Genomic DNA, 20,981 nt, shown 5'->3' with positions numbered 1-20,981 from the left:
ATAATACCGACAAATTACACCGCAACGTTATATTCACGTAAAGCATCATTCAAAGATGTTTTTAAATCAGTCGATGCTTTTCTTTGTCCAATGATCAAAGCGCAAGGCACTTGAAATTCACCTGCAGCAAACTTTTTAGTATAACTACCTGGAATAACAACAGAACGAGCTGGAACGAAGCCTTTCATTTCAACTGGTTCGTCTCCTGTAACATCAATAATTTTTGTAGATGCAGTCAAACAAACATTAGCACCAAGTACCGCTTCTTTACCTACATGAACTCCCTCAACCACAATACAACGCGAACCTATAAATGCACCGTCCTCAATAATAACTGGAGCCGCTTGCAATGGTTCTAATACACCACCAATACCTACACCACCACTTAAGTGAACGTTTTTACCTATTTGAGCACAACTTCCTACGGTTGCCCATGTATCCACCATAGTTCCTTCATCAACATAAGCACCTATGTTTACATAACTAGGCATCAAGATAACACCACTCGATATGTAAGCACCGTAACGCGCCACAGCATTAGGAACAACTCTAATTCCTTTTTCAGCATAGCCCGTTTTTAGTAACATTTTATCGTGGTATTCAAAAATACCCGACTCCCAAGTTTCCATTTTCTGGATAGGGAAATACATTACTACCGCTTTCTTTACCCATTCATTCACCTGCCAAGCATCTCCTTTAGGTTCTGCAACACGTAATTTTCCTGTGTCAACTAATTCAATTACTTCTCTAATTGCCTTTGTTGTAGTTTCTTCTTGTAACAAAGCTCTGTTTTCCCAGGCTTTCTCTATAATTATCTGTAATGACTCCATGTTTGAATATTTTTAGCAAATATAATTCGATTTTTTATAAAAGGGAAGTCTTTTCTTAATAGTAACATATTTGTTTTTATTGTTTCAGAATCAACATTCGCTATCTCATTTGTATTTGGGCGTATCAGTAGTAAAAAAGGTAAGAAAGAGTTGGTTACCTATTAACGATATAGTGCTGCCTTTTTTACTACTGTCGGGCTATTCGCTACAAGTCCTCAGCGAGTGAAACTATCGCATCACCCGCTTGTGGGCTTTTCACTGCTATCCCTTACGCAGAATAATACTGCTATCATTCTCTAATCTATTTATAAAAAACGAACTGTAATGCTAATGAAAGTAAATCAACTGTAGATAATTGGTTCAACATTATTTTAAAAGCATATTCCTGTATCTTTGCAATCTTAAAACCTCATTATGCCTAGAATACTTTCTATTGACTATGGACAAAAACGTACCGGAATTGCTGTAACTGACGAAATGCAAATTATTGCCTCAGGATTAACTACAATTCCTAGCGCAACAGCAATCGCTTTCTTAAAGGACTATTTTACCAAAGAAAAAGTAGAAGCAGTCCTAATTGGGGAGCCCAAACAAATGAATGGGCAACCGTCAGAGAGCGCTTCTATGATAAAAGGTTTTGTAACCCATTTCACTAATCATTTTCCAGAGATGAAAGTCATTAGGGTTGATGAGCGTTTTACTTCTAAAATGGCATTTCAATCCATGATTGACACTAAATTGAGTAAGAAACACCGTCAAAATAAGGCATTAATTGACGAAATATCGGCAACAATTATGCTTCAGGATTATTTATCGAGTAAAAGATTTTAAGCTGTCAGAATGAACGAAATATAAAAAATATAATGTTTTCTTAATTTGTAACTTTTCTACCTCAATTTATACTTTTTTTTGCAATTATAAAAAGTATCTTTGTGTTTTAAATTTTTTTGCTATGCCTGATACAACAATTCGATCAAATACTGAAGTAGTTCTTATAGGAGCTGGAATTATGAGTGCCACTCTTGGTTTGATTCTAAAAGAACTACAACCTGATATTAAAATAGAGATTTTTGAAAGATTAGATATTGCAGCTGCTGAAAGTTCTGACGCATGGAATAATGCTGGAACTGGTCACTCTGCTTTTTGTGAACTGAATTATACTCCTGAAAAAGAAGATGGAAGCATCGATCCTAAAAAAGCGATCAGTATTGCAGAATCGTTTGAAGTTTCAAGGCAATTTTGGGCATATTTAGTAGAACAAAACAAAGTGCCCTCACCTGAGAATTTCATAAAAAGCATTCCGCACATGAGTTTTGTGTGGGGAAAAGAAAATGTAGCCTTCCTAAAAACAAGATTTGAAGCTTTACAGCCTAATCAACTTTTTAAAGAAATGCTTTTTACTACTGATTTTTCTCAAATGCAGCAATGGATGCCTCTTGTTATGGAAGGTAGAGATCCATCTGAAGAAGTGGCAGCTACGCACATGCGCATGGGTACTGATGTTAATTTTGGAGAACTAACAAGAAGTATTTTTAATTACTTAGGAACTCTTGATGGAGTTAACATTCATTACCACCATGAAGTTGATAAATTAAAACAACGTGATGGCAAAACGTGGCGAATAAAAGTCACTGATTTGGCTACAGGTCAAAAAAGGAAAGTATATACAAAGTTTGTTTTTATTGGTGCTGGTGGAGGTTCTTTACCCTTATTAGAAAAAGCAGATGTTCCTGAAGGAGATGGTTATGGAGGTTTTCCAGTTAGTGGACAATGGTTAAAATGTACCAATCCTGAAGTTATTAAAAAACACGCCGCTAAAGTATATGGTAAAGCTAGTGTAGGTTCGCCTCCTATGTCTGTACCACACATTGATTCAAGAATGATTAATGGCGAAGAGCAATTGTTATTTGGTCCGTTTGCTGGTTTTTCAACACGTTTCTTAAAAAATGGTTCGTACTCTGATTTGCCTTTATCAATCACTACAGATAATATTTGGCCAATGATTTCTGCGGGAATTAAAAACATTCCGTTAACCAAATATTTGATTGACCAAGTACGTCAATCTATGGAAGACAGAATGGATGCGTTACGAGAGTATGTACCAAATGCAAAATCAGAAGACTGGGTTATTGAGCGCGCAGGACAACGTGTACAAGTAATCAAGAAAGATGAAAAAGAAGGCGGAATATTAGAGTTTGGAACAGAGGTTATTACCACTGCAGATGGTTCTCTTGCTGTTTTACTAGGAGCGTCTCCAGGGGCTTCTACAGCAGTCTCCATTATGGTTGATTTAGTAGAAAGATGCTTTAAAGAACAAGCAGCTTCTCCTGAGTGGAAAGCTAAGTTTAAAGAAATGATTCCTTCCTACGGTCAAACTTTGAATGACAAACCAGAACTTTCGAACGAAATAAGAAAACATACTTCAACAATTTTAAAGTTGAAAGATTAATTATAAAGCCCAATAGTTCGCTATTGGGCTTCTTTTTTTATTGTCATAAGCAACTGTGTCGACTTAACAATATTCTCTGACAAGTTGTTGAGCCAAATCAATTGTTCAATAATTAAATACGCTTCTTGCATTTTTAATTGAAATTCCTCTTCATTTATTTCACTTCTATTTTTTAATTCCTTGATGCGGATATTTTTGAGCTCTGTAAAGCGTTTGCTGATGTCTTCACTAGTAATTCGGTTTGCTACAGCGGCATCATTCTCAGTTAAAATTAAAATGGCATAATCTAAATTTTGAATCACTCTGTCTACAACGGCATTAAAAGCTTCTGAAGCTTCAGATGTTTTATGAGATTGTATGTAAGTACCTAATGAAGCCGCAGAGGAAAGTAAGGTGTGGTTAAGCACCGTTAATTTATAAACTTGTGGCAACTGATTCTGTTTGGACTTGGGTTCTTGTACCATTCTTTGGAAAGAAGCCATCAAATTTCCTATATCAACAAAAGCATGCTTTCGAGCCAAACGATAAGAGCTGGGTACTTCTCCTTTTTTATTGTAAAAAAGAGAGATTTCTTGCAAGTAGTTGCGGTTTGCTATAAATGATTTTTCTAAATAAGCTGGAACATTTAAAAACTCCCAAGAGGGCCAAATAAAACTATTTGCTAAAAAAGAAAGTAGCGCACCTACAAGGGTATCTAAAACACGAAACTGAATTACGTCTTGAATATTAGGGGTTAAAATTCCGTAGATAAAAATCACATAAATAGTAATAAAAGTAGCGCCTATTTTGTAATTCGTTGGTGTAAACGAAAAACCTAAAATCATTGATAATACTGCTAAAACACCTATAACTTCTGGTTGATGAATAAAAGATAGTAACCCAAAAGCAATTATTCCGCCAAGAAAAGTACCAAAAATTCTATGATACGTACGTTGCTTAGTCAATCCATAACCTTGTCTCATAATCACAACAATTGTCAAGACAATCCAGTAGGTATTTTGAAAAGGAAGAATTTGACCAATGATGAAACCAACGAGTAATGTAATGGTTAATCGCAAAGAATGTCTAAAAACAGTCGATGAAAAACTAAAATTTTCAATCAATGTTTCTAAAGGGTAGTATTGCGGCGTAATAAATTTTTCAAGGTCTTTGTCTTTATCTTTAAAGTCGGATATTACTTTTTTAGAAGTAAAGGTGCGTTCTAAGACTTTGACTTTCTCCACTTGTTTTTCGGCGTAATGCAACATAGTTGTTAGCATAAAAACGCCTTCATCTGCTAGCTCTTTTCCAGTGTCATTTTCATAATCAGAAATTGCAATTTCTAATTTTTGAAGGTCATTAATTAAGTCGTGTTTGGCTGTATAAGGTTTGCTTTCTTCAAGAGCTATGGCTAGTTTTTTTAATGTTTTTGCTAAATTGTAAGCTAGTTTCTGGTAAGTGCCTAAAACATTAGGATGTGCATCAAATTTTTGATGTAGTTTATTATGGTCAAATGAATTTGAAACAGCTAATTCCATTATTTCTACAAGGGAAATAAAGGTCATCAACATTTTTCTATTTTGATTAGAAGAACCCGTATTAGCTCTATTTCTAACCAATACTTCTCTAATGTTTTCATGAATTACATTCAGCTCCACTTGAAAGTCAAGTTGCTTTTTAGTAATCGCTTTTCTATCAGAATTTAATTTCCATAAATCACCCCTAAGTTTTAAGTATTTAGAGGTAAGCTGGATACATTGTGCCAGTTGCAATTCAATATAACGATGGGGGCGTAAATAGTGAAATAGTAAGGAGATTAGTAAGTAGAATAAACTTCCGCTAAGGATGAGTCCAGAGTACTTTAAGATTTCCCAACCGGTTTGAATATGGGCAAAAGCTAAAGCCAAAGCTAATAATGCCGAGAAAGAAACCATAGTGGCACGTTGTCCATAAACTGAAATCATGGATAAACTAAAAATCAGTACGATCAATAAAGGGTAAAAAAGAATAGGATAAGGATAGGCTAAATTTATTACAAGGTTGACGCCTGAAACAATAAAAGCAGTAACTAAAATTCCGTTAACTTTATGTTTTAGATTACTAGGAATATCACTGGGATAGGTAAAGAAAGCTCCTAAAGCCATAGCAAAACCCATCTGAAAATGACCTAGATAGATAAAAAACAGCACAGGAGTAACAGAAGCAATGGTTACTTTTATAGCATTTGTGAAATAAGTAGAGTCGGTAAACTTTTGTATTTTAGAAATCATAGATTATAGCACTTACCAGCAAAGGTAAGGATTGTACGACTTAAGACGCTCATATTAAAGGGGCATTTAATAGATTATTATAAAAAAAGACTATTTATGAGGTTGGAATTATTCATTCTCTAATTTTTTACTATTTTTGCAAACTGCAACTGAAGAATGAAAATTCTAAACTTGTAGATTATAATATTTAATACAAAAAAGCAATGATTTTACCGATTGTAGGATATGGTCACCCCGTTTTGAGAAAAGTAGGGGAAAATATTACAGAAGAGCACCCAGAATTGAAGCAGAAAATTGCTGATATGTATGATACGATGTATAATGCATGCGGTGTTGGTCTTGCTGCTCCACAAGTAGGAAATGCAATTCGTTTGTTTGTAATTGATACTACTCCTTTTAGTGATGATGAAGATTTAGAACTAGACGAACAAAACCAATTAAAAGGATTCAAAAAGACATTTATTAATGCTAAAATAATCCTTGAGGAAGGAGAAATTTGGAGTTTTAACGAAGGTTGTTTAAGTATTCCAGATGTTCGTGAAGATGTTTTTAGACACGAAAGAATAACTGTAGAATACTGCGAAGAAGATTTTGTAATGAAAACGGAGGTATTTGAAGGTTTGATTGCAAGAGTAATTCAGCATGAATATGATCATATTGAAGGTGTTTTATTTACAGATAAAATTTCGTCTTTAAAAAAGAGATTAATTCAGAAGAAATTAAAGAATATTACAGAAGGAAAGACTTTTCAAGATTATAGAATGAGATTCGTTGCCAAAAAGGGTAGGTAATTGGGTATTACAGTCTTATTTTGGTATGGTCTTTGGTCTTAGAAAAAAAACATAACACAAATCAAATTCTTAAATAATAATTAAACGAAAAATGAATTTAGAAAAAATATTAGCCATTTCTGGAAAGCCAGGTTTATATGTTCTTAGAGTACAAACACGTTCAGGGTTTGTTGCAGAATCATTAGCAGATGGAAAAAAGATTACAGTAAATTTAAAAAGTAACGTAAGTTTATTATCTGAGATTTCAATTTATACTTACGAAGGAGAGAAGCCATTAACTGAAATTATGAACAATATTGCAAAAAAGGAAAACAATGGTCCTGCAATTTCTCATAAAGAAGACAATGCTACTTTATTAGCTTATTTTAGAGAAGTATTAACTGATTTTGATGAAGATAGAGTATATCCATCTGATGTTAAGAAAATTTTAAATTGGTACAACATTCTTCACGGTAAAGGTTTAGTTGTTGATGCTCCAGCAGTAGAAGAAGCGGTTGAAGCTGTTACTGAGGAAGTAGTTGCTGAAAAACCAAAAAAAGAAAAAAAAGTTAAAGAATAAATATTCTTAATACATACAAATAAATCCTGTAATCTACTTTTTTAGATTACAGGATTTCTTAATTTTACACAAAACCTATTGCTATGAATTCAAGACAAACACAGCTGCAAGCTTTTGAAAGATTATTAGACATCATGGACGATCTAAGGGAAAAATGTCCTTGGGATAAAAAGCAAACCATGCAATCGTTAAGACATTTAACTATTGAAGAAACTTACGAATTGGGTGATGCTATTTTAGATAATGATCTAAATGAAGTCAAGAAAGAGTTGGGAGATGTATTGTTGCATATTGTTTTTTATGCTAAAATAGGGAGCGAAACAAAAAACTTTGATATCGCTGATGTGTGTAACGAAATTTGCGAAAAACTAATTCACCGTCATCCGCATATTTACAGCGATACTGTTGTAAAAGACGAAGAAGAAGTAAAGCAAAATTGGGAAAAACTAAAACTGAAAGAAGGTAGGAAATCAGTCTTAGAAGGTGTGCCAAAAAGTTTGCCTGCACTTGTAAAGGCAAGCCGAATACAAGATAAAGTAAAAGCAGTAGGATTTGATTGGGATGAGCCTCATCAAGTTTGGGAAAAAGTGCAAGAGGAGTTAGAGGAACTTCAAGTTGAGGTTAAAGCTGGCGATCAGGATAAAATGGAAGCCGAGTTTGGTGATGTACTTTTCTCCATGATTAACTACGCCCGTTTTTTAAACATAAATCCTGAGGATGCGTTAGAACGCACCAATAAAAAATTTATTAAACGTTTTCAATATTTAGAAAGCAAAGCAGGCGAGCTAGGAAAACCCCTAATGGACATGACCCTGGCTGAAATGGATGTTTTTTGGGAAGAAGCGAAGCGACTTCCAAAATAGGAATTAGAAAATCTTTGATTTTCAAATATTCTAAATTGGGAAGAAGCGAAGCGGCTTCCAAAATAGGAATTAGAAAATCTTTGATTTTCAAATATTCTAAATTGGGAAGAAACGAACAAAATCTAAGTTTATTTTTGGCGAAAGCAAAAAACAAACAAAATACAAGTCAATAGCACACAACTATGTCAGAAAATAAAACGGAGTTAAAACGCTCGTTAGGATTAATAGATGCTACTAGTTTAGTAGCGGGTTCAATGATAGGTTCAGGGATTTTTATAGTAACTTCAGCAATGGCGCGTGACATAGGTTCGGCTGCATGGTTGCTAGTAATCTGGTTGGTTACAGGTTTGATTACAGTTGCTGCAGCCTTAAGTTATGGTGAGCTAGCGGGAATGATGCCCAATGCCGGTGGACAATTTGTTTACATTCAGCGTGCTTACGGAAGGTTAGTTTCTTTTCTATACGGTTGGACCGTTTTCACAGTCGTACAAACAGGTGTAATTGCAGCTATAGCCGTAACATTTGCAAATTATTCGGCAATATTTTTCCCAACTTTAGACGACGTTATTTTTACCATCGGTACTAATTTTAGTTTTACAAATAGCAAACTATTAGCTATTTTGAGCATTATTCTCCTTACATATATCAATACACAAGGAGTAAAATCCGGAAAAATAGTTCAACTGATTTTAACTTCAGCTAAGTTAATTGCGCTTTTTGCTTTAATAATATTAGGGTTGTATGTGGGTTTACAAACCAATATCCTTTCGGATAACTTTACTAATATGTGGGAAGCTAGTAAAACAGTGGTTGACCCCAACGGTACCATTACAGTTACTAAATTAACAGGTATGGCATTGCTAGGTGCTGCAGCTGCAACCATGATCAACTCTTTGTTTTCAAGTGATGCTTGGAATAATGTTACTTTTATAGCTGGAGAAATTAAAGAACCAAAAAAGAATATCCCCAGAAGTTTGTTTCTTGGTACGTTGATCGTTACTATTATTTATGTACTAGCTAATGTAGCTTATTTAGCGTTGTTACCCATGCAAGGTACGCCAGAAGCTGCGACAGCTTTTGATAGCGGAATCATGTTTGCCAGTAACGACAGAGTAGGAGCAGCAGCAGCAGGTATGATTATGGGAAATGTGAGCGTTTTTGTAATGGCAGCCTTAATCATGGTCTCTACTTTTGGTGCTAATAGCGGATTAATATTATCTGGAGGTAGATTGTTCTTTGCTATGGCGAAAGACGGATTGTTTTTCAAACAAGCTACGGAGCTGAATAAGAATCAAGTTCCTGCTAAAGCGTTATGGGTTCAATGTATTTGGGCTTGCGTATTAGCAGTTTCTGGTAAATTCGGAGATTTATTAACCTATGCTACTTTTGCAAATTTACTGTTTTATATTTTAACCATCCTAGGAGTCTTTATTTTGAGAAAAAAAGAGCCTAACACAGAACGACCGTACAAAGCTTTTGGTTATCCATTTGTACCGGCGCTTTATGTTTTGGTTACTACAGGGATATGCTTGACGTTATTGGTGTATGATACGGTTAATACAGGTCTAGGCCTAGGGATTGTATTGTTAGGAATTCCTGTGTATTACTTTTTAATGAATAAAAAATAATAATTTATTCAGCTAATTTTTTTAGTTTATTTAATTCTAAAATCGTGATTTTCTTTCCTGATAAATCGATCAGTCCTAATTTTTTAAAGTCAGATAATAAACGGATACAGCTTTCGGTTGCAGTACCGATCATTCCTGATAGCTCTTCACGAGACAATTGGATTTGTAACGAGCCATCTTCGCTTTTACCAAAAGTACTTTCAAGATAAACTAAGGTTTCGGCTAATCTTTCTTTTACAGTTTTTTGAGCCATAGAAATGGTATGTGTTTCGGATTCTTTTAGATCACCACAAATGTTTTTCATCACATTCATAGAGAACTCATTGTTGGTATCAAAAAAACCCATCACATCTGTTTTTGGAATAAAACAAACCTCCATATCCTCAAGAGCAACAGCGCTTAAATTCACAGCTTCGTCACTAATCATGGAACGCTGACCTAATAATTCGCCTTTTGTAACTAATTTAATGATTTGCTCTTTCCCGTTTTGACTGAGTTTACTTAATTTACAAACACCGTCTTTTATACAAAAGATTCCATTTACCTGCTCGCCTTCACTAAAAATAGTGTCGCCTTTTTTTATAGTAAACGAAGTCTTGCAGTCTGCAATTTTAAGTAATTCGTCTTTTTTTAGTGCTTTGAGTGAACTAAACTCTCTAACGATACATTGTTCGCATTTACTCATGGCTTGATGGTTATGATTTATTAGCAAATTTAGTTATTCTGTATGACATATATCATATTTTCGATCACAATCATTTAAGACCTTTGCAATAGGTAAAATGAGCAAAGTTATGGACACACAAAACTGTTTCCATTGTGGGTTAGATATTATAAAATCAGAAGAAATTATTTTTGACGAAAAAAATTTTTGTTGCAACGGTTGTAAAACGGTGTACGAGATTTTTAGTGTCAATGATATGACGTGCTATTATGATTTTGAAAATGCCCCAGGAGCAACACCATTAGATATTAATGGGAAATATGATTTCTTAGAAAATGAAAGTATCGTCGCAAAATTATTGGATTTTCAAGAAGCTGCAACCGCTGTGGTTTCACTTAGTATTCCTCACATACATTGTAGTTCGTGTATTTGGATTCTGGAAAATTTACAACGTCTTCAACAAGGAATAAGTACTTCGCAGGTTAATTTTCCTGAAAAGAAAGTTAGAATCACGTACAATCCCGAAGTGGTTTCTCTTAAACAAATAGTGTATTTACTAAGTGCTATTGGCTATGAGCCATACATCAGCTTGGAGAATTATGAGACCGGAAAAAACAATGTCGATAGAAGTTTAACTTATAAGTTAGGAGTAGCATTCTTTTGTTTTGGGAATATTATGTTGCTTTCATTTCCGGAATATTTTGAGGTAAAAGAGTTTTGGTTGGATAGTTTCAAACCTTTTTTTAGAGGATTAATCTTTGCATTATCACTTCCTGCATTTTTCTATTCTGCTTCAGATTATTATGTTTCGGCTTACAAAAGTATAAAATCAAGAATGCTAAATATTGATATTCCTATCGCCTTGGGAATTATCGTCATGTTTGTTAGAAGTGCAGTCGATATTTTATTCGATTATGGATCAGGCTTTTTTGATAGCTTGACGGGTTTGATTTTTTTCATGCTTCTAGGTAAAATGTTCCAAATCAAAACCTATAGTTTTTTAAGTTTCGAAAGAGACTTTAAATCCTATTTCCCTATAGCAATCACCAGAATCAATAGCGATGCTTCTGAAGAAAGTGTTCCTATTTATGATATTCAAAAAGGTGACCGATTATTAATTAGAAATCAAGAACTAATTCCCGTTGACGGAATACTAATTAGTGATAAAACCGCCATTGACTATAGTTTTGTCACTGGAGAAGCAGACCCTATAACTAAAAACTCTGGCGATAAAGTATTTGCTGGAGGAAAACAAATGGGCAAAGTCATTGAAATGGAAGTCTTACATTCGGTTTCACAAAGCTACTTAACGCAGTTGTGGAGCAACGATGTTTTTCAAAAAAATGTAGAACGCAAACACAAAACCATAACCGATACTATTAGCAGGTATTTTACTCCCGCATTATTATCAATTGCATTTTTAGCTTTTGGTTATTGGATTTTTATTGATACTAATACCGCTTTTAATGTTTTCACGGCAGTGCTTATTGTTGCTTGTCCTTGTGCGCTGGCGCTGACTGCTCCGTTCACTATGGGAAATGTACTTAGAATAGTTGGTAAGCAGCAGTTTTATCTTAAAAATGCCTTGGTGATTGAGCAATTAGCCGCAGTAGATACGATTGTTTTTGATAAAACAGGAACGATAACAACCAATAAGAAATCAAATATAGTGTACGAAGGAGCGGCGCTTTCGAACCAAAATACAATACAATTAAAAAATGTACTTCGAGCGAGTAATCATCCATTGAGCAGAATGCTGTATGATTATTTGCCAGACAGCACAAAAATAAAAACCACTCATTTTGAAGAGATCACAGGGCAAGGAATTGTGGCAACAATTGATGGAGTTGAGGTGCAAATAGGTTCGGGTATTTTTGTTGAAAATAAAGCTGAAAGTAATAATCTACAAACAGCTGTTCATGTAAAAATTGACGGCATTTATCTGGGGAAATACATTTTCAATAATCAATACAGAGAAGGTTTAGAATTGTTATTTAAAAATCTTAAAGGCGATTACCAAATCAAAGTATTATCTGGAGATAACGAAGGAGAACGAGAAATTCTGGAGGAATTATTACCCAAAGGAACAGCACTTATTTTTAATCAAAAACCAGAACAAAAGCTGAAATTTATTAAAAAACTACAAGAAGAGGGTAAAAATGTGATGATGGTGGGTGATGGTTTGAATGATGCGGGTGCTTTGGCACAAAGTAATGTTGGAATTTCAATTTCGGAGAATGTCAACGTTTTTTCGCCGGCTTGTGATGCTATTTTAGAAGCAAAACAATTCGAAAAATTAGATTATTTCTTGAAGTTGTCTAAGAAAGCAATGTTGACTATTAAAATGAGTTTTGCCTTATCATTATTATACAATGTGGTAGGATTAACATTTGCGGTCACAGCAAATTTAAAACCGCTGATAGCCGCTATTATCATGCCTTTGAGCACCATAACGATTGTAAGTTTTGTAACGATTATGAGTAATTATTATGCAAAAAATTTAAGAGGAAAAAAGCATTAATAATTTTACCATAAAATAGGTAAATATGATATATATCATATTTAATAAGGAACCAATAAAGTAATTTTGTTAACATAATTTTAAGGTATGAGTGTCATTTATTTATTAATCGGAATCAGCATATGTGTTGCTATTGGTTTTTTTGTAGCGTTCATAATTGCTGTAAAAAGTGGTCAGTACGACGATGATTATACGCCGTCAGTACGAATGCTATTCGATGATGAAATCAAGAAAACACCAAAAAAAGAAATACAAACAATAAAAGAAAAACAAATTTAATTATGGAAATGCAGCAGTTTTATTATGACAACAAAATTGTAAAGAATTTCATTTACGCTACCATTCTTTTTGGTGTAGTGGGAATGCTTGTAGGGCTTACGCTAGCTACAATGTTTCTTTTTCCTAACTTAACTGATGGAATTTCATGGTTGAGTTACGGGAGATTAAGACCTTTACATACTAATGCAGTTATTTTTGCTTTTGTAGGAAATGCTTTTTTTGCTGGAATGTATTATTCTATGCAACGATTGCTGAAAGCAAGAATGTACAGTGATTTTTTAAGTAAACTTCACTTTTGGGGATGGCAATTAATTATTGTTGCCGCTGCCATTACCTTGCCTTTAGGATACTCTACATCAAAGGAGTATGCAGAATTAGAATGGCCTATAGATATTGCCATTACTTTTATTTGGGTAGTGATGGGTATCAATATGATTGGAACCATGATAAAAAGAAGAGAGCGTCATTTATATGTAGCAATCTGGTTTTATTTAGCAACATTTGTTACCGTTGCTGTTTTACATATTTTTAATAGTTTAGAAATTCCTGTTTCATTGTTTTCAATGAAAAGTTATTCTGTTTATGCAGGAGTTCAAGATGCCTTAGTGCAATGGTGGTACGGTCATAATGCAGTAGCATTTTTCTTAACTACGCCATTCTTAGGGTTGATGTACTACTTTGTGCCTAAAGCAGCTAATCGTCCAGTATACTCTTATAGATTGTCTATTGTGCATTTTTGGTCTTTGATCTTTATTTACATCTGGGCTGGACCGCACCACTTATTATATTCTGCTTTGCCTAACTGGGCTCAAAACTTAGGAGTTGCTTTCTCAATCATGTTACTTGCTCCATCTTGGGGAGGTATGATTAATGGATTATTGACTTTACGTGGTGCTTGGGATAAAGTACGTGTGGAACCAGTACTTAAATTCTTTGTTGTAGCGATTACAGGTTACGGTATGGCTACTTTTGAAGGACCTATGTTATCACTTAAAAACGTAAATGCTATTGCGCATTTTACAGACTGGATTATTGCTCACGTTCACGTAGGAGCTTTAGCTTGGAACGGATTTATGGCTTTTGGTATGATTTATTGGTTGGTTCCAAGAATGACTAAAGGACCTTTGTTTTCTACTAAATTAGCCAACTTCCATTTCTGGATAGGAACACTTGGAATTATATTGTATACATTACCAATGTACGTTGCAGGTTTCTTACAAGCTTCTATGTGGAAACAATTTAACCCTGATGGAACCTTAACTTATGGTAACTTTCTTGAAACTGTAACGCAAATTATGCCAATGTATTGGATGCGTGCAATAGGAGGAGTTTTATACCTTACAGGAATGCTTGTTTTAGTTTATAACATCACTAAAACGATCATGGCTAATGAAACAATTGAAGATGAATTAGCAGAAGCTCCTGAATTACAAAAAATTAGTAGTAGTCGTATTAAAGGTGAAAAATTCCACCCTTGGTTAGAAAGAAAACCAATTCAATTAACAATTTTAGCTACTATCGCTATTTTAATTGGTGGTGTGATCCAAATTGTACCTACAATTATGGTGAAATCTAATATACCAACAATTGCAAGTGTAAAACCATACACTCCTTTAGAATTAGAAGGTCGTGATTTATATATTAGAGAAGGTTGCGTAGGGTGTCACTCGCAATCAGTACGACCATTCCGTTCAGAGGTGGAACGTTATGGGCCACAATCTAAAGCAGGAGAGTTTGTTTACGATCACCCGTTTTTATGGGGATCAAAACGTACAGGACCAGATTTACTTAGAGTAGGTGGTAAGTACAATGATAACTGGCACTTTAACCACATGTGGAGTCCACAAAGTACTTCACCGGGATCTATTATGCCAGGTTACAAATGGTTATTTGATAATAAACCGTTAGATATTTCAGATATTGAAGGAAAAATGAAAGTGATGCAAACACTTGGAGTTCCTTACAGTGATGCTGAAGTAGCAAATGCTAAAAATGCTATTAAAATTCAGTCTCAAAAAATTGAAGATAATTTGCATGCTGATCCTGACTTTGTAAAAAGCTATGAAAACAGCAAGAAAAAAGCAGCTGCAAAAGGAGAAGAATTTGTACCAATGCACCAAAGAGAAATTGTTGCTTTAATAGCATACATTCAGAGGTTAGGTACTGATATTAAAGTAAAAGATAAAAAGTAATTTACTAAACGTTCTAAGACTCTAAGGTGGTGAGTCGCTAATTATCTGCAAAACCTTAGAACCTTAGAGTCTCAGAATCTAAGTAACTTAAAAAATAAAAATATGTTCGAACAAATAAAACACAACATGGAAACCATCGCAGGTGTTGCGATTTATCCAATTCTGTCATTATTGATTTTCTTTTTCTTTTTCGTAGGATTAGGAATTTGGGTTTTCTCTTATAAAAAGGAAAAGATAGAAGAGTTGAGTCAAATGCCATTGAACGATAAATAAAAGTATAATTTCAAAATAATTAAAATGAAAAAATTAATCCCAGCATACGTAAGAGTACCCGTAATTTTCTTTTTCGTGTTTGGCGCAATGGAATATTTCATAGATTCAGGTTCGCAGCCCGCATTTATAAGGTACCCTATGGTTTCTTTATTCTTATTTGTATTCCTGTTTCTTTTAATAGCGATCGAAATAACAATTAAAGCGATTGATAATATTACGTATCAAATGCTTACCGAGGAGCAAAAAGAGCAATTAGCAGTAGCAAGTACAGTTAGCTACAAAGAAAGCGAATGGTTCAAAAATTTAATGCAAAAATTAACTAAAACGGAACCTATTGAAAATGAACTTGATATTTTATTAGATCATGATTATGATGGTATCAAGGAATTAGATAATAATTTACCACCATGGTGGGTGTATTTGTTTTATGCTAGTATCGTTTTTGGGGTCGTGTATTTTGTTCATTTTGAGATGATGGGTGGAGACAACCAAGAAATGGAACTGAAGAAAGAATTGGCTCAAGCCAAAATTGATGTAGCAGAGTATATGAAGACTGCTCCAGATTTAATGGATGAAAAAACAGTTACTTTACTAACAGAACCAGCTGATTTAGCTGAGGGAAAAACAATTTTTACTACTAATTGTGCTGCTTGTCATAGAGCTGATGCAGGTGGTCAAATTGGTCCAAACTTAACTGATGATCACTGGATTTTAGGTGGCGGAATTAAAAATATTTTTCACACTCTTGTTAATGGAGGTCGTGATGGTAAAGGAATGATTTCTTGGAAAGGAACTTTGAAACCTAAAGAAATGCAAAAGGTAGCAAGTTATGTTATCTCTCTTAAAGGAAGTAATCCTGTAGACCCAAAAGCACCAGATGGTGAAATATGGGTAGACGAAGCAGCAGTAGCTCCTGCAGCAAAATAACAGCACTGATTTACTATGTTTTGATGTCAAATAAAAGGCTTCAAAGGGTAGCATTTAAATACCATATAAAATGTCAAAATTGCCAAACGAAGCGTTTAGAGATACCATTGGAACTATAGACGAAGAAGGTAAAAGAAAATTTATTTTTCCTAAAAAACCTTCAGGGAAGTTTTATGATTACCGTAAGTGGGTTAGTTATTTCTTACTAATCATCTTAGTTGCCAATCCGTTTATAAAGGTAAATGGCAATCAATTTATGATGTTTAATATATTAGAACGTCGTTTTAATATTTTTGGTTTTCCTTTTTGGCCGCAAGATTTCTACATTTTTGTACTATTTATGATAGTAGGTGTGGTATTTGTGATTTTGTTTACGGTAATTTTTGGACGTATATTTTGTGGGTGGATTTGTCCGCAGACTATTTTTCTAGAATTAGTTTTTAGAAGGATAGAATATTGGATCGAAGGTGATCGTGGTGCGCAAATTAGGTTGTCAAAACAAGAATGGAATGCCGAAAAAATTAGAAAGAAAGGGATCAAATGGTTTATCTTTCTAATTATATCTTTTGCTATTGCAAATGTGTTTTTAGCCTATTTAGTAGGCAGTGATGAGCTAATTCAAATGATAGAAGATGGTCCCGAAACGCATACAAGTACCTTAATAGCGTTATCTATATTTACTGGAGTTTTCTATTTTATATTTGTATGGTTTAGAGAACAAGTTTGTATTATAGCTTGTCCTTACGGAAGATTGCAAGGGGTATTATTAGATAATAAATCGATAAATGTTGCTTACGATTTTGTACGTGGAGAAAAAGAGGAAGGAAGAGCTAAATTCAATAAACAAGAGGATAGAGCAAGTACTGGAAAAGGAGATTGCATCGATTGCAAACAATGTGTAAATGTTTGTCCTACAGGAATCGATATTCGTAATGGTACGCAATTAGAATGTGTAAACTGTACCGCTTGCATTGATGAATGTGATGTGATTATGGAAAGTGTAGGCTTACCAAAAGGATTGATTCGCTATGCTTCTGAAGATGAAATTGAGAAAAAAGAGCCTTTCAAATTTACTGCGAGAATGAAAGGATACTCCGCTATTTTATTAATATTAGTGGGTATTTTGACAGGATTATTGTTTTTACGTACAGAAGTTGAAGCGGTTATTTTAAGATTACCAGGACAATTATTTGAACATAAGGGAGATAATATTAGTAATATTTACACCTACAAAGTGATCAATAAAACAAATAATGACTTTAAAGACATTCATTTTGAATTGGTAGGAATAAAAGGAACACTAAAACTTGTGGGTAACCAACATTTAAAAGTGGTGAAACAAGGGATGAGTAGTGGTACGATGTTTATAGAAATCAACCAATATTTGTTAGAAAGCGACAAAACTAAATTGAAAATTGAGGTTTATGATGGCAATAAAAAAATTGAAACAAGTACAACGAGCTTTTTAAGTCCGCGTAGTTTTGATTAATTATAAAATGCTATTTCATAATTTCAATTAAAAAATCCAAATAAAATGGAAGATAATACAAGTAAACCTGCTGGAGTTTCTTCAGAAAAAAAAGGGTTTAAAATTAATTGGGGAGCAGGGATTGTCATAGCTATGGGGTTGTTTATGGCATTCATATTGTATTTTGTCATTAAAGTGCAGATGAATTCTAAATATGACAACGAATTAGTTGTTGAAGAATATTACAAGCACGATGCTAAATTTGGTGACGAAATGGTTCGCGTGCAAAATGCACATGATTTAGCTCAAAAACCAGTAATTACCAAAACTAAGGACGGGGTTACCATTGAATTCCCAACTGTTTTTGCACCAGAAAAGATTAAAGGAAAAGTATCCCTATATAGACCGTCTATGAAAAATTTAGATTTTGAAATTCCTATTTCTCTGTCTAAGCCAACTTTGCTCATACCTAAATCAAAATTGGTAGGCGGTCGATGGGATATTAATATGGAATGGCAGTATGAAGGAAAAGCATACTTGACTAAGGAGACTATTTATATTAATTAGATTGTTTAAGTTTCTGATTCTCTGAGTTTCAAAGTTTCTTAGTGAAATAGTGTTGCTAAACGAGAAATGTAGAATTCACAATTAATAAAATGTTATACACCGCTTTTATATTTGGATTGATTAGTAGTTTGCACTGCATTGGTATGTGTGGTCCTATAGCTATGATGCTTCCTGTAGATCGTAATAACAAGGCCAAAAAAACGATTCAAATTATGACGTACCATTTGGGCAGATTGACTGCTTATGGTACGATAGGATTAGTTTTTGGTTTAGTAGGAAAGGGTTTTTTTATGGCTGGTTTACAACAAAAGATGTCCATCTTTATTGGTGTGGCAATGATTTTAATCGTCATAATTCCGGAAAGGTCATTTGCAAAATATAATTTCTCAAAACCTGTTTTTCGATTAATATCAAAAATTAAGCAACATCTAGGAAGTCAGTTTAAAAACAAAAGTTACAAGTCCTTATTTACGATTGGTTTACTCAACGGTTTTCTACCCTGCGGAATGGTTTATGTAGCCTTATTTGGTGCCATAGCGATGCAAAGCGCTAGTTTAGGGGTATTGTATATGATCTTATTCGGATTAGGAACAGTGCCTATGATGAGTGCCGTGGTATATGCAAATTCGTTTATAACATTGCGCATTCGAAACAAAATTCAAAAAGCAATTCCGTACGTTGCTGTTTTTATAGGGTGTTTGTTTATTTTAAGAGGTTTAGGATTAGGGATTCCCTATGTTTCCCCTTCTAATATGAGTTTGTTTGTTCAAGCTGAACCCAATTGTCATTAAATAATAACCATAATTTTATTACTAACTCATAAATACATTAAAATGGAAAGACACGATTTATTACACGAGTTTCCTCAATATCAGGAAAAAATACACGAATTAAAAACCAATGATGCTCATTTTAAAAAATTATTTGATGAGTACAATGAAATGGAACATGAAGTACATCGTGTAAATACAGATACTGAGGTAGTTACTGACGGTCATGCACACGAATTAAAGGCGAAATTATTGTTCTTGAAAGATGAGCTATACGCTATGTTAATTAAGGAATAGAACCGTAATTTATTACCTATAGAAAACTAAAATTCGCAAATTGAGATCTTATTAAAATCTTAATTTGCGAATTTTTTATTTTAGTTTTGAAATCTAATTTTAAACATTCGTTTTTTTAACGAAGTCCAATTGTCAGTTCGAATATACTCCATTTGTTAGTTCGAGCACACTTCAATAATCAGTTCGAGCCAGCAGGAATTTGTCAATTCGAGCGGAATCGAGAACCATAATAATTTTTTACAGTGGCTGGATGTGACAAAAATGTTATAACTAATCAATCATTATATTGTCATAGAAAACAAGGCTGTTTCAGGCGCTTTTCTTTTTAACAGTAAATCAAATGCCATACATATATTACGAACATAAGGTTTTCCTCCTTCGGTAACTTGAATGCTATCTTTATGCAGTAGTACTAAACCGTCTTTTTCCATTTCTTGTAACTGAATTAATATTTCAGGGATTTCTTGAAAATATTCATTCTCGTTTGTCCAAGAAGTTTCAAACTGACACATTAAATTCAAAATGTGTTGACGAATGATAAGATCTTCTGCAGTTAATAAATGCCCTCTGTAAATAGGCAGTTTGTTTAATTCTAATTGTTTATAATAATCTTCTAAGCTCTTTTCGTTTTGAGCAAAACTATACCAGCTGTCACTTATTGAAGATACACCTAAGCCAATCATTAATTTTGTTTTAGAAGAACTGTATCCCATGAAATTACGATGTAACTTTCTGGTTTCAAAAGCATCGTATAAACTATCAGTTTTAAGTGCAAAATGATCCATTCCTATTTCGTGATACCCATTTTTTAGTAATAATTCTTTTCCAACCTGGTATAATTGTCGTTTTTCTTTGTCCTTTGGAATGTCTTCATCCTTGAAGCCACGTTGACCGTTTCCTTTAATCCATGGTACATGAGCATAACTATAAAATGCTAAACGGTCCGGTTGTAATGATTTGGTTTTTTCGATAGTGTCAATAACATCATCAATATTTTGAAAAGGTAGACCAAAAATGATATCATGGCCTATTGAGGTATAACCAATCTCTTTGGCCCAAAAACTTACTTTGGCTACATTATGAAACGGTTGCTCTCTATGAATTGCTTTTTGAACTTTTGGAGAGTAATCTTGAACGCCAAAACTTACTCTTCTAAAGCCTAGATCATATAATTTTCGCAAGTGTTCGTGCGTAGTATTGTTTGGATGTCCTTCAAAACTAAATTCATAATCTTTAGCTTTTACAGCGGTACTGAAAATTCCATTAATTAGATGTTCTAAGTTTTGTGGAGAAAAAAAAGTGGGTGTTCCTCCGCCTAAATGAATTTCTTTGATCGATGGTTTTTCGCCTAGAATTTCACAATATAATGACCATTCTTTTAATACAGCATCAATATAAGGGTTTTCTAAAGTATGATTTTTTGTAATGCGTTTATTGCAACCACAAAAAGTACACAAGCTTTCACAAAAGGGGAGATGTATGTACAAACTAATTCCCTCACTTGAGTTACTCTCAATGAATGATTTTTGTAAAGTATCAATCCAATTTTCATATAAAAAATCGTTCTCATTCCAGTAAGGAACAGTAGGATAACTAGTGTATCTAGGACCTGGAACATTGTATTTTTGAATTAAAGCACTTTTCATCGTATTGT

Annotated in this window: 19 protein-coding genes; 15 read left to right on the top strand and 4 right to left on the bottom strand. The window is 33.8% G+C overall.

Annotated features, from left to right (window positions below; all coding sequences use genetic code 11):
* Window positions 1–14: 14 nt before the first annotated feature.
* A complete protein-coding gene (locus HNP99_RS09490; protein ID WP_173853138.1) occupies window positions 15–830 on the bottom strand; it encodes a 2,3,4,5-tetrahydropyridine-2,6-dicarboxylate N-succinyltransferase in 816 nt (271 codons plus the stop codon).
* A 414-nt stretch (window positions 831–1,244) separates the two neighbouring features.
* Here HNP99_RS09490 and ruvX point away from each other — a divergent pair, with 414 nt between their 5' ends.
* Window positions 1,245–1,661: a Holliday junction resolvase RuvX gene (gene ruvX / locus HNP99_RS09485; protein ID WP_173853137.1), complete on the top strand. Its 417-nt coding sequence runs from the start codon at window positions 1,245–1,247 to the stop codon at window positions 1,659–1,661.
* 121 nt (window positions 1,662–1,782) lie between these two features.
* Entirely contained in the window at window positions 1,783–3,279 is a 1,497-nt protein-coding gene (locus HNP99_RS09480) for a malate:quinone oxidoreductase (protein WP_173853136.1), read from the top strand.
* 20 nt (window positions 3,280–3,299) lie between these two features.
* Here HNP99_RS09480 and HNP99_RS09475 read toward each other — a convergent pair whose 3' ends face one another.
* On the bottom strand, window positions 3,300–5,528 hold the full coding sequence (locus HNP99_RS09475; protein WP_173853135.1) for an FUSC family protein: 2,229 nt from the start codon (window positions 5,526–5,528) through the stop codon (window positions 3,300–3,302).
* A gap of 203 nt (window positions 5,529–5,731) precedes the next feature.
* Here HNP99_RS09475 and def point away from each other — a divergent pair, with 203 nt between their 5' ends.
* From def to HNP99_RS09455, 4 genes are all read left to right on the top strand, one after another.
* Entirely contained in the window at window positions 5,732–6,319 is a 588-nt protein-coding gene (gene def, locus HNP99_RS09470) for a peptide deformylase (protein WP_173853134.1), read from the top strand.
* 91 nt (window positions 6,320–6,410) lie between these two features.
* Window positions 6,411–6,878, top strand: coding sequence for a DUF5606 family protein (locus HNP99_RS09465; protein ID WP_173853133.1), 468 nt, complete (start codon window positions 6,411–6,413; stop codon window positions 6,876–6,878).
* Between the two features lie 83 nt (window positions 6,879–6,961).
* Window positions 6,962–7,741, top strand: coding sequence for a nucleoside triphosphate pyrophosphohydrolase (gene mazG / locus HNP99_RS09460; RefSeq protein WP_173853132.1), 780 nt, complete (start codon window positions 6,962–6,964; stop codon window positions 7,739–7,741).
* 182 nt (window positions 7,742–7,923) lie between these two features.
* On the top strand, window positions 7,924–9,369 hold the full coding sequence (locus tag HNP99_RS09455; protein WP_173853131.1) for an APC family permease: 1,446 nt from the start codon (window positions 7,924–7,926) through the stop codon (window positions 9,367–9,369).
* A 4-nt stretch (window positions 9,370–9,373) separates the two neighbouring features.
* Here the strand turns inward: HNP99_RS09455 and HNP99_RS09450 are convergent, their stop codons facing one another.
* Window positions 9,374–10,054, bottom strand: a complete 681-nt coding sequence (locus HNP99_RS09450; RefSeq protein WP_173853130.1) for a Crp/Fnr family transcriptional regulator — start codon at window positions 10,052–10,054, stop codon at window positions 9,374–9,376.
* Window positions 10,055–10,163: 109 nt separating this feature from the next.
* Between HNP99_RS09450 and HNP99_RS09445 the strand changes: the two genes are divergently transcribed.
* The 9 genes from HNP99_RS09445 to HNP99_RS09405 all read left to right on the top strand — a co-directional run bounded on the left by HNP99_RS09445 (window position 10,164) and on the right by HNP99_RS09405 (window position 19,327).
* Complete coding sequence (locus tag HNP99_RS09445; RefSeq protein ID WP_173853129.1) at window positions 10,164–12,554, top strand: heavy metal translocating P-type ATPase; 2,391 nt, start codon at window positions 10,164–10,166, stop codon at window positions 12,552–12,554.
* Between the two features lie 87 nt (window positions 12,555–12,641).
* Window positions 12,642–12,833, top strand: a complete 192-nt coding sequence (ccoS, locus tag HNP99_RS09440; RefSeq protein ID WP_173853128.1) for a cbb3-type cytochrome oxidase assembly protein CcoS — start codon at window positions 12,642–12,644, stop codon at window positions 12,831–12,833.
* A gap of 2 nt (window positions 12,834–12,835) precedes the next feature.
* Entirely contained in the window at window positions 12,836–15,025 is a 2,190-nt protein-coding gene (gene ccoN / locus HNP99_RS09435) for a cytochrome-c oxidase, cbb3-type subunit I (RefSeq protein ID WP_173853127.1), read from the top strand.
* A 102-nt stretch (window positions 15,026–15,127) separates the two neighbouring features.
* Complete coding sequence (locus tag HNP99_RS09430; protein ID WP_173853126.1) at window positions 15,128–15,298, top strand: CcoQ/FixQ family Cbb3-type cytochrome c oxidase assembly chaperone; 171 nt, start codon at window positions 15,128–15,130, stop codon at window positions 15,296–15,298.
* A gap of 24 nt (window positions 15,299–15,322) precedes the next feature.
* Complete coding sequence (locus HNP99_RS09425; protein WP_173853125.1) at window positions 15,323–16,225, top strand: cbb3-type cytochrome c oxidase N-terminal domain-containing protein; 903 nt, start codon at window positions 15,323–15,325, stop codon at window positions 16,223–16,225.
* A gap of 70 nt (window positions 16,226–16,295) precedes the next feature.
* Window positions 16,296–17,714, top strand: coding sequence for a cytochrome c oxidase accessory protein CcoG (gene ccoG, locus HNP99_RS09420; RefSeq protein WP_173853124.1), 1,419 nt, complete (start codon window positions 16,296–16,298; stop codon window positions 17,712–17,714).
* A 45-nt stretch (window positions 17,715–17,759) separates the two neighbouring features.
* The gene (locus HNP99_RS09415; RefSeq protein WP_173853123.1) at window positions 17,760–18,260 is read left to right on the top strand and encodes a FixH family protein; all 501 of its coding nucleotides are present in this window, start codon (window positions 17,760–17,762) and stop codon (window positions 18,258–18,260) included.
* Between the two features lie 89 nt (window positions 18,261–18,349).
* Window positions 18,350–19,051, top strand: coding sequence for a sulfite exporter TauE/SafE family protein (locus tag HNP99_RS09410; protein ID WP_173853122.1), 702 nt, complete (start codon window positions 18,350–18,352; stop codon window positions 19,049–19,051).
* Between the two features lie 42 nt (window positions 19,052–19,093).
* Window positions 19,094–19,327: a YdcH family protein gene (locus tag HNP99_RS09405; RefSeq protein WP_173853121.1), complete on the top strand. Its 234-nt coding sequence runs from the start codon at window positions 19,094–19,096 to the stop codon at window positions 19,325–19,327.
* A gap of 281 nt (window positions 19,328–19,608) precedes the next feature.
* Here the strand turns inward: HNP99_RS09405 and hemN are convergent, their stop codons facing one another.
* Window positions 19,609–20,973, bottom strand: a complete 1,365-nt coding sequence (gene hemN, locus HNP99_RS09400) for an oxygen-independent coproporphyrinogen III oxidase (RefSeq protein WP_173853120.1) — start codon at window positions 20,971–20,973, stop codon at window positions 19,609–19,611.
* Window positions 20,974–20,981 lie beyond the last annotated feature (8 nt).

Origin of the sequence: Flavobacterium gelidicaeli (assembly GCF_013294005.1) — a bacterium.
Taxonomy (GTDB): domain Bacteria; phylum Bacteroidota; class Bacteroidia; order Flavobacteriales; family Flavobacteriaceae; genus Flavobacterium.
Note: the sequence above shows the minus strand (reverse complement) of the source record. Positions and strands in the feature narration are given on the sequence as shown.